The sequence below is a fragment of the Lactococcus protaetiae genome (assembly GCF_006965445.1).
Classification (GTDB): domain Bacteria; phylum Bacillota; class Bacilli; order Lactobacillales; family Streptococcaceae; genus Lactococcus; species Lactococcus protaetiae.
Genome location: NZ_CP041356.1, coordinates 19,501 through 33,334, shown reverse-complemented (window position 1 = coordinate 33,334; position 13,834 = coordinate 19,501). Strand labels below are relative to the sequence as shown.

The 13,834-nt window shown below is 42.2% G+C and carries 4 protein-coding genes, 8 tRNA genes, 3 rRNA genes and 2 pseudogenes; all 17 read left to right on the top strand.

Features of this window, described 5'->3' with window-relative positions:
• The first annotated feature begins 108 nt into the window (after window positions 1-108).
• Entirely contained in the window at window positions 109-432 is a 324-nt protein-coding gene (locus FLP15_RS00165) for a nitrous oxide-stimulated promoter family protein (RefSeq protein ID WP_142765538.1), read from the top strand.
• Between the two features lie 531 nt (window positions 433-963).
• Window positions 964-2,903 (top strand): annotated as a pseudogene (gene thrS, locus FLP15_RS00160) (threonine--tRNA ligase).
• A gap of 125 nt (window positions 2,904-3,028) precedes the next feature.
• On the top strand, window positions 3,029-3,682 hold the full coding sequence (locus tag FLP15_RS00155) for a trimeric intracellular cation channel family protein (protein WP_223804659.1): 654 nt from the start codon (window positions 3,029-3,031) through the stop codon (window positions 3,680-3,682).
• A gap of 294 nt (window positions 3,683-3,976) precedes the next feature.
• Window positions 3,977-5,522 (top strand): 16S ribosomal RNA (locus tag FLP15_RS00150).
• 89 nt (window positions 5,523-5,611) lie between these two features.
• Window positions 5,612-5,684, top strand: a tRNA-Ala gene (locus FLP15_RS00145).
• 185 nt (window positions 5,685-5,869) lie between these two features.
• Window positions 5,870-8,765 (top strand): 23S ribosomal RNA (locus FLP15_RS00140).
• An 83-nt stretch (window positions 8,766-8,848) separates the two neighbouring features.
• Window positions 8,849-8,963 (top strand): 5S ribosomal RNA (gene rrf, locus FLP15_RS00135).
• Together the 16S, 23S and 5S rRNA genes with 8 tRNA genes alongside form the textbook arrangement of a ribosomal RNA operon.
• Before the next feature lie 3 nt (window positions 8,964-8,966).
• Window positions 8,967-9,039 (top strand) — tRNA-Val (locus FLP15_RS00130).
• Window positions 9,040-9,066: 27 nt separating this feature from the next.
• Window positions 9,067-9,139 (top strand) — tRNA-Asp (locus FLP15_RS00125).
• A gap of 17 nt (window positions 9,140-9,156) precedes the next feature.
• Window positions 9,157-9,229, top strand: a tRNA-Lys gene (locus FLP15_RS00120).
• 9 nt (window positions 9,230-9,238) lie between these two features.
• Window positions 9,239-9,320 (top strand) — tRNA-Leu (locus FLP15_RS00115).
• A 13-nt stretch (window positions 9,321-9,333) separates the two neighbouring features.
• Window positions 9,334-9,406 (top strand) — tRNA-Thr (locus tag FLP15_RS00110).
• A 21-nt stretch (window positions 9,407-9,427) separates the two neighbouring features.
• Window positions 9,428-9,499 (top strand) — tRNA-Gly (locus FLP15_RS00105).
• A gap of 34 nt (window positions 9,500-9,533) precedes the next feature.
• A tRNA-Leu gene (locus tag FLP15_RS00100) sits at window positions 9,534-9,619 on the top strand.
• Window positions 9,620-9,778: 159 nt separating this feature from the next.
• Complete coding sequence (locus FLP15_RS00095) at window positions 9,779-10,675, top strand: class II fructose-bisphosphate aldolase (protein ID WP_120772345.1); 897 nt, start codon at window positions 9,779-9,781, stop codon at window positions 10,673-10,675.
• A 277-nt stretch (window positions 10,676-10,952) separates the two neighbouring features.
• A pseudogene (locus tag FLP15_RS00090) lies at window positions 10,953-12,486 on the top strand (amidase domain-containing protein).
• Window positions 12,487-12,676: 190 nt separating this feature from the next.
• Complete coding sequence (locus tag FLP15_RS00085; protein WP_142765537.1) at window positions 12,677-13,780, top strand: DUF4097 family beta strand repeat-containing protein; 1,104 nt, start codon at window positions 12,677-12,679, stop codon at window positions 13,778-13,780.
• Window positions 13,781-13,834 lie beyond the last annotated feature (54 nt).

Below are 13,834 nucleotides of genomic sequence, written 5' to 3'. Positions count from 1 at the left end.
AAAAAATTTAGCACCTATGGGTGCTTTTTTGATAAAATTAAGAGTATTGGATAAAAATAGATATTTAAAACTTAACGTGTTAAGTTTATATAAACAGGGGAGTATTTCATGCCGAGAGAAGTTAATGTTGGTCCAAAAATACAATATGAAAAATCTACCGTTACACGCATGATTAAATTATATTGCGCGAAGAACCACGGGTATAAAAAAGAACTTTGTGAGGATTGTCAAAAAATTCATGACTATGCTCATCTCAGGCTGAAATATTGCCGTTTTGGTGAAGATAAGACAACTTGTCAAAAATGCACAGTTCATTGCTATAGTAAGGACATGAGGGAAAAAATCCGAGTAATTATGAGATATTCGGGACCACGCATGATCATCTATCATCCATTATTTGCAATACGCCATATGATAAAAAATCACCGTTAGATTATTAATTTTCTTCTTGACAAACCATTATATAAAATTTACAATATAAGAAGAGACAAGTTTTTAGTGAAAATTTTAAAGAAAGTAGGTGGTTGATGCGAGCCTACAGATGGAAACTAAAAATACCACTCGCACAAAGTAACAAGAGATAAAACTCAAGTGAAATTTCTTTCTGGAAATAACAGAAAGCGTCGCTGACACGTTACGTCAAAGACAAGTAAGTCACTGACAGAGTTCTGTCAGTAACTAAACAAAGGTGGTAACACGCAAATTGCGTCCTTTTAGGATGGGGATTTGCGTTTTTTTATTTCCATAAATCTGTCAGTACTGACAGATTAATGAAGTCAAGGTTTAGTGCTGCTGTATCTCTGACCTAAGAGGTCGGAATATTGCGATTGCGACTAGCCACTTTATAGGATAGCCGTTGGCGCTTTAGTGCTTACGGATATGCTAGTTGTTTCACCTAGTGGCATAGCGAGCATCGACAGCCACGCACTTGTTTTGATAAAACAAGCAAAGAAAGGCAAAAATATGATTAAAATCACATTTCCAGACGGTAACATCAAAGAGTTCGAATCTGGTGTAACAACATTTGAAATCGCAAAGTCAATCTCACCTAGTCTCGCCAAAAAAACTTTAGCAGGTAAAGTCAATGGCAAGCTTATTGATGCAACACGTGCAATTATGGGAGATGCAGATTTTGAGATTGTGACACCAGAACATGAAGATGCATTAGGGATTCTTCGTCACAGTGCTGCCCACCTTTTTGCTCAAGCAGCAAAACGTCATTTTCCAAATATTCATCTTGGAGTAGGACCAGCAATTCAAGACGGTTTCTATTACGATACTGATAATAACGAAGGTCAAATTACCAATGAAGACCTTCCAGTTATTGAAGCAGAAATGAAGAAAATTGTAAAAGAAAACTTCAAATCTGAAAGAAGAGAAGTCACTAAAGAACAAGCAAAGGAAATCTTTGCTCATGACCCATACAAACTCGAGCTCATTGAAGAACACAATGAAGATGAAGGCGGATTGACAATTTATACTCAAGGGGAATATACAGACCTTTGCCGTGGTCCTCATGTTCCTAGCACAGGAGTTATCAAATTTTTCCATCTTTTAAATGTTGCAGGGCTTATTGGCGTGGAAATTCGGATAATAAAATGATGCAACGTATTTACGGAACAGCGTGGTTTACAAAAGAGGAGCTTGAAGCAAATCTCAAATTCCGTGAAGAAATGAAAGAACGTGATCATCGTAAACTTGGGCGTGAACTTGAACTTTTTGCAAATGTTCAAGAAATCGGTTCAGGCCTCCCAGTCTGGTTGCCAAACGGAGCAACAATTCGACGTACAATTGAACGCTACATTACAGATATGGAAGTTAAACGAGGCTATTGGCACGTCTACACACCGATCATGGCTAATGTTGAACTTTATAAAACATCAGGACACTGGGACCATTATCAAGAAGATATGTTTCCGCCTATGGATATGGGAGATGGAGAGGAAATGGTGCTTCGTCCAATGAACTGCCCACATCATATTCAAGTTTATAAAAATGATGTTCGTTCATACCGTGAATTGCCAATTCGTATCGCTGAACTAGGGATGATGCACCGTTATGAAAAATCAGGAGCTCTCTCAGGCTTGCAAAGAGTCCGCGAAATGACACTTAATGATGGTCACATTTTTGTTCGTCCAGACCAGATCAAAGAAGAATTCCAAAATGCTTTAACATTGATGATGGATGTCTATAAAGACTTTAATGTCACAGATTATCGCTTCCGTTTATCATATCGTGATCCAGAAGATACACATAAATATTATGATAATGATGAAATGTGGGAAAATGCTCAAAATATGCTTAAAGCAGCAATGGATGAGCTTGAACTTGATTATTTCGAAGCAGAGGGAGAAGCAGCTTTCTACGGACCAAAATTAGATGTTCAAGTCAAAACTGCTCTTGGAAATGAAGAAACATTATCAACAATTCAGCTTGACTTTCTTCTTCCAGAGCGTTTTGACCTCAGTTATATTGGTTCAGATGGTGAAAAACATCGTCCGGTTATGGTACACCGAGGTATTGTTTCAACGATGGAACGGTTCACGGCATATCTCATTGAAGTTTACAAAGGAGCATTCCCAACATGGTTAGCTCCAACACAAGCTACAATCATTCCGGTAAACAACGAGATTCATGCTGATTATGCATGGGAAATTCAACACAAACTTCAAGATAAAGGCTTCAGAGTAAAAGTTGACGATACCAATGAAAAAATGGGTTACAAGATTCGTCAATCTCAAACCCACAAGATTCCATATCAAATTGTCATAGGAGATCAAGAACAAGCGGATGGTACGGTTAATATCCGTCGTTATGGTTCAAAAGAAACATCGGTTATTCCGTTTGAAGATTTTATCACCAACATCACAGAAGATGTTGCAAACTTCAGCCGTGTTAACTGACTAAAAAAGACTACTTAATTAAGTAGTCTTTTTTTATCGAAAACACGTAAGATATAATGTATAATGAATACTATCGCTAATTGCTAATTTATATCAACATCGTAATAAAGAGTAAGGGGCTTCACGTGATTAACAACATCTACTTGTTTTTTGAAATTTTAGGCACAGTTGCATTTGCCATCTCGGGAACCGTAGTTGGAATCAATCATAAATTAGATGTTTTTGGGATTTTAGTGATGTCTGTTATCACAGCAGTTGGCGGAGGGATTTTTCGAGATTTGTTATTAGGTATTGTTCCGCCAACATCATTAAAATCACCTTTTTTCATTATTATATCAATCATTGCTTCAATCACTTCTATGGTAATTGCTACGGTTATAAAATCAAAGAGAGAAGCTTTTAATATTTTTAAAGTTGCACGTTTTTATAATATTCTTTTACTGGTTTCGGATGCTATCGGTCTAGGAATTTTTACAGTTTTGGGGATAGATGCAGGAATCGCTAAAGGATTTGAACATAATTTATTCTTTATTGTATTTTTAGGAGTTCTCACGGGAGTCGGTGGAGGAATGATCCGTGATATCATAGCCAACCAAGTTCCGATGATATTTAGAGAAAATATTTATGCAGTATCCTGCATTATAGGAGGGATTCTGTATGTTATTTTACGCCCAGAGTTAAATCACTATTTTGCACTGTCAATTGCAGTAGCTTGCATCGTATTCATCAGGATTATATCAGAGGTAAAAAAAATAAATCTCCCAAGAATAGAATACTAACTCGCAAACCACATTTAAGTGGTTTTTTATTTAGAAGTAAGGAGTGATTGTATGGTTAAAGGGAGTAACAAAAAGGATGAATAAAAAAAGTTTTATCAAATCACAACAAATAATTGACAAAGGGTGTGTAGTTTGATAGAATATAATAGTTGTCGCGAGAGAGGGAAGCCACTCAAGCGTTTAGACCCTTGAAAACTGAATAAAGAAGAATGACTCATGTGATGTCGTAAAGACATCAAAAATCTGTCAATCAATAATGAAAGACAAGCCAGTCACTAAGGTGACTTAAATACTTTATTTGAGAGTTTGATCCTGGCTCAGGACGAACGCTGGCGGCGTGCCTAATACATGCAAGTTGAGCGCTGAAGGTTGGTACTTGTACCAACTGGAAGAGCAGCGAACGGGTGAGTAACGCGTGGGGAATCTGCCTTTGAGCGGGGACAACATTTGGAAACGAATGCTAATACCGCATAAAAGCTTTAAACATAAGTTAAAAGTTTGAAAGATGCAAATGCATCACTCAAAGATGATCCCGCGTTGTATTAGCTAGTTGGTAGGGTAAAGGCCTACCAAGGCGATGATACATAGCCGACCTGAGAGGGTGATCGGCCACATTGGGACTGAGACACGGCCCAAACTCCTACGGGAGGCAGCAGTAGGGAATCTTCGGCAATGGGGGCAACCCTGACCGAGCAACGCCGCGTGAGTGAAGAAGGTTTTCGGATCGTAAAACTCTGTTGTTAGAGAAGAACGTGTGTGGGAGTGGAAAATCCATGCAGTGACGGTATCTAACCAGAAAGGGACGGCTAACTACGTGCCAGCAGCCGCGGTAATACGTAGGTCCCGAGCGTTGTCCGGATTTATTGGGCGTAAAGCGAGCGCAGGTGGTTTATTAAGTCTGGTGTAAAAGGCAGTGGCTCAACCATTGTATGCATTGGAAACTGGTAGACTTGAGTGCAGGAGAGGAGAGTGGAATTCCATGTGTAGCGGTGAAATGCGTAGATATATGGAGGAACACCGGTGGCGAAAGCGGCTCTCTGGCCTGTAACTGACACTGAGGCTCGAAAGCGTGGGGAGCAAACAGGATTAGATACCCTGGTAGTCCACGCCGTAAACGATGAGTGCTAGATGTAGGAAGCTATAAGTTTTCTGTATCGCAGCTAACGCAATAAGCACTCCGCCTGGGGAGTACGACCGCAAGGTTGAAACTCAAAGGAATTGACGGGGGCCCGCACAAGCGGTGGAGCATGTGGTTTAATTCGAAGCAACGCGAAGAACCTTACCAGGTCTTGACATCCCGATGCTATCCTTAGAGATAAGGAGTTACTTCGGTACATCGGTGACAGGTGGTGCATGGTTGTCGTCAGCTCGTGTCGTGAGATGTTGGGTTAAGTCCCGCAACGAGCGCAACCCCTATTACTAGTTGCCATCATTAAGTTGGGCACTCTAGTGAGACTGCCGGTGATAAACCGGAGGAAGGTGGGGATGACGTCAAATCATCATGCCCCTTATGACCTGGGCTACACACGTGCTACAATGGATGGTACAACGAGTCGCGAGACAGTGATGTTTAGCTAATCTCTTAAAACCATTCTCAGTTCGGATTGTAGGCTGCAACTCGCCTACATGAAGTCGGAATCGCTAGTAATCGCGGATCAGCACGCCGCGGTGAATACGTTCCCGGGCCTTGTACACACCGCCCGTCACACCACGGGAGTTGGGAGTACCCGAAGTAGGTTGCCTAACCGCAAGGAGGGCGCTTCCTAAGGTAAGACCGATGACTGGGGTGAAGTCGTAACAAGGTAGCCGTATCGGAAGGTGCGGCTGGATCACCTCCTTTCTAAGGAATATATACAAGGATGAGCATTCAACTTTATTCAGTTTTGAGGGTCTAGAGATAGACCACGCAAGAATCAACTTCTTGATTGTGGGGCCTTAGCTCAGCTGGGAGAGCGCCTGCTTTGCACGCAGGAGGTCAGCGGTTCGATCCCGCTAGGCTCCATGAAGATACGAAAGTAAGTGTTGAGATTAGTTTCAGCCGAAGGTATCTTGTCAGAAAAGACGTTAAAATCATCTTGAACCTTGAAAACTAAATAACAATATCTAATAACGATAAATAAACCGAAAAGCTGTGAATTTTAAAGAATTTACAAACTTATACTTGAAAAAAGATGATTGAATCATCATGGCAAAGTTAATAAGGGCGCACGGTGGATGCCTTGGCACTAAGAGCCGAAGAAGGACGTGACTAACGACGATATGCGACGGGGAGCTGTAAGTACGCTTTGATCCGTTGATTTCCGAATGGGGAAACCCAGCTGCTTCTAGCAGTTATTCATGAGTGAATACATAGCTCATGTAAAGGTAACGCAGAGAACTGAAACATCTAAGTACCTGCAGGAAGAGAAAGTAAAAACGATTTCCTAAGTAGCGGCGAGCGAACAGGAAGAAGGGCAAACCAAGAAGCTTGCTTCTTGGGGTTGTAGGACTGCAACGTGGACTTAAGGTCTATAGAAGAATCATCTGGGAAGATGAGCCAAAGAGAGTAAAAGCCTCGTATTCGAAATAGACCTTATACCTAGCAGTATCCTGAGTAGGGCTGGACACGCGAAATCCAGTTTGAATCCGGGAGGACCATCTCCCAACCCTAAATACTCCTTAGTGACCGATAGTGAACCAGTACCGTGAGGGAAAGGTGAAAAGAACCCCGAGAGGGGAGTGAAATAGCACCTGAAACCGTGTGCCTACAAGAAGTTCGAGCCCGTTAATGGGTGAGAGCGTGCCTTTTGTAGAATGAACCGGCGAGTTACGTTATGATGCGAGGTTAAGTTGAAGAGACGGAGCCGTAGCGAAAGCGAGTCTGAATAGGGCGCTTTAGTATCATGATGTAGACCCGAAACCTAGTGACCTATCCATGAGCAGGGTGAAGGTGTGGTAAGACGCACTGGAGGCCCGAACCAGGACACGTTGAAAAGTGTTTGGATGACTTGTGGATAGCGGAGAAATTCCAAACGAACTGGGAGATAGCTGGTTCTCTCCGAAATAGCTTTAGGGCTAGCGTCGAAATGTAAGTGTATTGGAGGTAGAGCACTGTTTGGGTGAGGGGTCCATCTCGGATTACCAATCTCAGATAAACTCCGAATGCTAATACACATGTTCGGCAGTCAGACTGCGAGTGCTAAGATCCGTAGTCGAAAGGGAAACAGCCCAGACCAACAGCTAAGGTCCCAAAATATATGTTAAGTGGAAAAGGATGTGGGGTTGCACAGACAACTAGGATGTTAGCTCAGAAGCAGCTATCATTCAAAGAGTGCGTAATAGCTCACTAGTCGAGTGACCCTGCGCCGAAAATGTACCGGGGCTAAACATATTACCGAAGCTTTGGATTGATATATTATCAATGGTAGGAGAGCGTTCTTAACCGCGAAGAAGGTATACCGTGAGGAGTGCTGGAGCGTTAAGAAGTGAGAATGCCGGTATGAGTAGCGCAAGATAAGTGAGAATCTTATCCACCGTAAGACTAAGGTTTCCAGGGGAAGGCTCGTCCGCCCTGGGTTAGTCGGGACCTAAGGCGAGGCCGAAAGGCGTAGTCGATGGACAACTGGTTGATATTCCAGTACTAGATATGATCGTGATGGAGGGACGCAGTAGGCTAAGAGATGCCAGTTAATGGATTCTGGTCTAAGCAGTGAGGTGTGAGATGTGTCAAATGCATTTCTCTTTAACATTGAGCTGTAATGGGGAAGCAACTACGGTTGCGAACTCTCTGATGTCACACTGCCAAGAAAAGCTTCTAGCGTAAAGTCATATCTACCCGTACCGCAAACCGACACAGGTAGTCGAGGCGAGTAGCCTCAGGTGATCGAGAGAACTCTCGTTAAGGAACTCGGCAAAATAGCCCCGTAACTTCGGGAGAAGGGGTGCTGGTGTAAAAGCCAGCCGCAGTGAATAGGCCCAAGCAACTGTTTATCAAAAACACAGCTCTCTGCTAAACCGCAAGGTGATGTATAGGGGTGACGCCTGCCCGGTGCTGGAAGGTTAAGAGGAGGAGTTAGCGTAAGCGAAGCCCTGAATTGAAGCCCCAGTAAACGGCGGCCGTAACTATAACGGTCCTAAGGTAGCGAAATTCCTTGTCGGGTAAGTTCCGACCCGCACGAAAGGCGTAATGATTTGGGCACTGTCTCAACGAGAGACTCGGTGAAATTTTAGTACCTGTGAAGATGCAGGTTACCCGCGACAGGACGGAAAGACCCCATGGAGCTTTACTGTAGTTTGATATTGAGTACCTGTAAGTCATGTACAGGATAGGTAGGAGCCATTGAGATAGGGACGCTAGTTTCTATTGAGGCGTTGTTGGGATACTACCCTTGACTTATGGTTACTCTAACCCGCTGGCAATATCGGCCAGGGAGACAGTGTCTGACGGACAGTTTGACTGGGGCGGTCGCCTCCTAAAGAGTAACGGAGGCGCCCAAAGGTTCCCTCAGATTGGTTGGAAATCAATCGTAGAGTGTAAAGGTATAAGGGAGCTTGACTGCGAGAGCTACAACTCGAGCAGGTAGGAAACTAGGGCTTAGTGATCCGGTGGTACCGCATGGAAGGGCCATCGCTCAACGGATAAAAGCTACCCTGGGGATAACAGGCTTATCTCCCCCAAGAGTTCACATCGACGGGAGGTTTGGCACCTCGATGTCGGCTCGTCGCATCCTGGGGCTGTAGTCGGTCCCAAGGGTTGGGCTGTTCGCCCATTAAAGCGGCACGCGAGCTGGGTTCAGAACGTCGTGAGACAGTTCGGTCCCTATCCGTCGCGGGCGTAGGAAATTTGAGAGGATCTGTCCTTAGTACGAGAGGACCGGGATGGACCTACCGCTGGTGTACCAGTTGTTCCGCCAGGAGCACGGCTGGATAGCTATGTAGGGAAGGGATAAGCGCTGAAAGCATCTAAGTGCGAAGCCCACCTCAAGATGAGATTTCCCATTCGTAAGAATTAAGAGCCCAGAGAGATGATCTGGTTGATAGGCTGGAAGTGGAAGCCCTGTGAGGGTGGAGCGGACCAGTACTAATCGCTCGAGGACTTTACCAAAAGAGTCAACTATAAAATGCTTAAGGTTTAGAAGTTAGAAGGATTGTTATTTAGTTTTGAATGTTCAAAGGAACATTTAAAGATTTGGTCATCATTGCGATGGAGATACACCTGTTCCCATGTCGAACACAGCAGTTAAGTCCATCTACGGCGGAAGTACTTGGGGGTTGCCCCTGGGAGATAGGCGAGTGGCCAAGTTTGGGGAGTTTAGCTCAGCTGGGAGAGCATCTGCCTTACAAGCAGAGGGTCAGCGGTTCGATCCCGTTAACTCCCATAGGTTGATTCAGCCTTTATTTGAATAGGTTCCGTAGTGTAGCGGTTATCACGTCGCCCTGTCACGGCGAAGATCGCGGGTTCGATTCCCGTCGGAACCGTTAGTCAATAGACTAATGACTCGTTAGCTCAGTTGGTAGAGCATTTGACTTTTAATCAAAGGGTCGCTGGTTCGAGCCCAGCACGGGTCATAATTCCTCGCGGATGTGGCGGAATTGGCAGACGCACTAGATTTAGGATCTAGCGCTTAACAGCGTGGGGGTTCAAGTCCCTTCATCCGCATCTTTAGGTATTAGCCGACTTAGCTCAGTTGGTAGAGCATCTGATTTGTAATCAGAGGGTCGCGTGTTCGAATCATGTAGTCGGCATTGTCGGAAGACACAAGCGTTGCGAACGTAGTTCAGGGGTAGAACACAACCTTGCCATGGTTGGGGTCGCGAGTTCGAATCTCGTCGTTCGCTTAATTTCTCCCCAGTGGGAGTTTTTCTATAATCACCCGGGGTGGCGGAACTGGCAGACGCACAGGACTTAAAATCCTGCGAGGGGTAACCTTCGTACCGGTTCGAAACCGGTCCTCGGGATTATATATAGTTGGTAACTAAGTTACCAACTTTTTTACTACTTTAGTCTCAAACCGCGTAGTTAAGCGATTACTTTTATCTTTTGATGTGCTAACACTAGAAAAATACTTCACAAAATGCTATACTAGGTAAGTAATAAAATATTCGGAGGATTTTGAAATGGCAATCGTTTCAGCAGAAAAATTCGTACAAGCCGCTCGTGATAACGGATACGCTATCGGTGGTTTCAACACAAACAACCTTGAATGGACACAAGCTATCTTGCGTGCAGCAGAAGCTAAAAAGACTCCTGTATTGATCCAAACTTCTATGGGTGCGGCTAAATACATGGGTGGTTACAAAATGTGTAAACTTCTCATTGAAACTCTTGTTGAATCAATGGGTATTACTGTTCCTGTGGCTATTCACCTTGACCATGGTCACTTTGAAGATGCTTTGGAGTGTATTGAAGTTGGTTACTCTTCATTAATGTTTGATGGTTCACATCTTCCAATTGAAGAAAACCTTAAATATGCTGAAGAAGTTATCGCAAAAGCACACGCAAAAGGAATCTCTGTAGAGTGTGAAGTTGGCACTATTGGTGGTGAAGAAGATGGTATCATCGGTGATGGTGAACTTGCTCCTATCGAAGATGCTGTTGCTATGGCTAAACTTGGTGTAGACTTCCTTGCAGCTGGTATTGGTAATATTCACGGACCTTATCCAGAAGGATGGACTGGTCTTCATATTGATCACTTAGAAAAATTGAATGCTGCTTTGGTTGAAGCTATGGGACACAATGTGCCAATCGTACTTCACGGTGGTTCAGGTATCCCTGATGATCAAATTCGTGAAGCTATTGCGAACGGTGTTGCTAAAGTTAATGTTAATACGGAATGTCAACTTGCTTTTGCAGCTGCAACTCGTAAATTCGTTAATGAATTTGATGCTAATGAAGCAGAATACATGAAGAAAAAACTCTTTGACCCACGTAAATTCTTGAAACCTGGTTTTGATGCAATTACTGCGTCTGTTGAAGAACGTATTGATGTGTTTGGTTCAGCAAACAAAGCTTAAGAATTAGTAATAAATCTTAATAAAGAGGAAATCTGCCATTTTGGCAGATTTTTTTGTTTATAGGAGTGATATTTTAGATTAATTTACGTATATATAAGTATGAGAAGTGATTAGCTTGCGTTATAATTTAGAAAGTGTTACAATATTGTAATAAGAGTGTTATCATAAATTTCATTGAGAGCGAGTAGAATAAAAAGAGGTTTTGATTTTGAAGGTTGAAAATAGTAAAAAAAGAACTGGAAAGACCTACAAGCTAGTAGCAGGTACAGCACTAGCCTTGGGGATAAGTACGTTTGGTGCTACGGCTCATGCAGATGAGTTACCAGTTTCGAATGAGGTGACGTGTACGTCACAGGTTGTGAATAATGGTAATGAATTAGTAACGAGTGATGATTCGGGTCAAACGAATACAGGTGATACGGGTCAAGTAACAACAGATAATAATAATGAGACGCCAGACAATACGCCAGATGAGACGGGAAGCAATGGGGAGAGTTCGGAAGGAACGGGAAATTCAGGAGATGATTCGTCAGTCACGCCTCCAGATGAAACTAAACCTACGGAGCCTAGCACGCCGCCTACTCCACCGAGTACGCCGGATAAACCGAAACCGACGCCTCCAAAACCAAGCACACCAGCATCACCAAGTAAGCCGAAGCCAGCATCACCTAAGCCAAGTACTCCGAGTAAAACGATTAGCTCATCTACAAAAACTGTAACAAGTCATGTTTTTTCACATTCTGAAACAGTTGTTTCTAGTTATGCGAATTCTGCTTATTATCAGTCTTCGACAGTGGGAAGCTCAAAGCTGAGTAACGCCACTTCCATTTATACAGGTCCTGTATTGAAGAAAATAGAGGCGGCTCAACCCATTAAGAAAATTGATACGTCTAGCCCAGAAGCTTTCATCAAGAGTATTGCACCTCGAGTACAGGTTTTGGCGGGGAAAAATAATCTTTTTGCTTCGATTATCTTGGCGCAAGCGATTTTAGAGTCGGGTTATGGTCAAAGTAATATGGCTCAGAAGTACTTTAATATTTTCAATATTACAGGGGCTTATTTAGGGAAATCAGTGACATTCCAAACGCAAGAATTTGCTGGAACTAATCCTTATTTTACTCAACAGAGTTTTCGGGTTTATAGTAACTATGATCAATCTTTAGATGATTATATTAACTTAATGTTGAAAGGGACGACTTGGAATCCAGATATTTATGCAGGTTCTTGGAAGTCTCAGTCGAAAACTTATCAAGAAGCAGCGGAATCATTGCAGGGTGTTTTTGCGACAGATCCTGACTATGCTCAAAAACTGATTGATATTATCCAAGAATATAATCTGAATTTCTATGACAATGTAGATAGTAGTACTCAAGTATGGGCGTCAGATACACCAGCAAGTCCTGTGTTAAGTTCAAAATTGGATACATCGAATTTTCCTGCTTATAATGGGGTGGAATATCCAGGTTCAGAGAGTTATGCGTTTGGAAATTGTACGCAGTATGTGTATAACCGAATCATTCAACTTGGGGTCAGATTGGAACTCATATGGGTAATGGTGGTGAGTGGGGATTAATGCTCAGGCACAAGGTTATTATACGACGACTGTTCCAACAGAGGGTTATGCGGTAAGTTTCCCTCCAGGAGTTGCGGGTTCGAGTTCTGTTTATGGTCATGTGGCTTTTGTAGAGAAGGTGTATCCAGATAATTCAATATTAGTTTCTGAGATGAATGTTAAGGGGAATAATATTGTGAGTGAGCGTCATATTTCTGCTGGAGTGGCGGCATTGGCAACTTATATTCAACCTAAATGAGAATGGGTTCTGTCAGTACTGATAAATATTGATGTAAGTCAGTTTAAAAGAACAAATAAAAAATCAGTCTTTGGGCTGATTTTTTTTGTTGGAAAGTTTGAGATAATAAGAGTGTGAGGTTGAGATAATCTCAGATATAAAAAAGTTTTTAAAGATGTTAAGTGCTTTGACAAAGCAAGAAAGGATAAAAATGGCTAACAAAAAAGATAGAATTATGGATTTGATGCGTCGCGGAATTATTACGGAAGATGAAGCTTTGGAACTTCTTGAAAAAAAGGGTGGAGCTGATGAATCTGTCAATACTGATGAAGAATCCTCATCAAAATTTACATTTACTGACAAGGAAGGCTATGTAAATCATAATGTTGATTTTCCTGATGCAATGAAAAATGTTGCAGAAAGTATCTTTGCAAAAGGTAAAGAACTTTTCCAAGGCGTTTCAAAAGCAGTAGATGACAATATTGATTTTTCAAATGGCTTTCCGAAAGTAAAATCAACGTCTTATCCAGTAGAAAACGATGTTGAGGGAGATTTTGACAAAGTCAACATTGACATTAAGGGCGGAAAAGTAACGGTTCTACCTGGAGATAATGCCCATGTGAAAGCTGAATATAAAGTTTACGGAGCAGTTGACGAGGGAAATATTGAAGCGTATGTTGCTGAAAAAACTAAAATCGAAGTTGTTGATGACACGCTTGAAATTGTAGTCAATGGCCGAATTGCTGCTGACCTTACATTGTATTTACCAGCAAAGAATTATGACAACATTGAATTGAACACGGTTCATGCAGAGGTGAAGGTTGAAAAGATTGAAGCAAATGCTTTAAATATCAATCAGGTCAATGGTACCGCTGAAGTCAGTGAAGTGACAAGTCATGCAGTTGAAGTCAGCAATAAAAATGGAGAAATCAAGTTACTTGATGGTATCGTTGATGAAATTAAGTTGAATGGTGTTAATGGTAATATTCGTATTACAACGGCTTTTGAATCTGCTGATGTGACATTGGTCAATGGTAATATCCTTGTGACCGAAACAATTGGCAAAGCTCGCAAATTAAATGTGAAAAATGTGAATGGTGACATTAAAGTTGCTGTGCCAGAAACACTAGGTCTTGTCGGTCATGTGCGTACGATTTTTGGTGGATATAAGACACGTTTGAACCTTGATACACCATTTGAAGCTGGAAGAAATGGTGCTGCGATTGTTCGTCAAGGAGAAGATACTTTGACTTTTGAATTTGAAACAAAATCAGGAACAATTTGGTTAAAAGACGCTGACAAAGAAGAAAACTAAAGCAGAAAGTTGCTGACAAAATTTCTGTCAGTATACTGACGGAACGAAAAGGAT

Bases quoted from the DNA above. Each gene is read 5' to 3' on its own strand.
- FLP15_RS00165 (WP_142765538.1), top strand. From the start codon at position 109: ATGCCGAGAGAAGTTAATGTTGGTCCAAAAATACAATATGAAAAATCT.
- FLP15_RS00095 (WP_120772345.1), top strand. From the start codon at position 9,779: ATGGCAATCGTTTCAGCAGAAAAATTCGTACAAGCCGCTCGTGATAAC.
- FLP15_RS00085 (WP_142765537.1), top strand. From the start codon at position 12,677: ATGGCTAACAAAAAAGATAGAATTATGGATTTGATGCGTCGCGGAATT.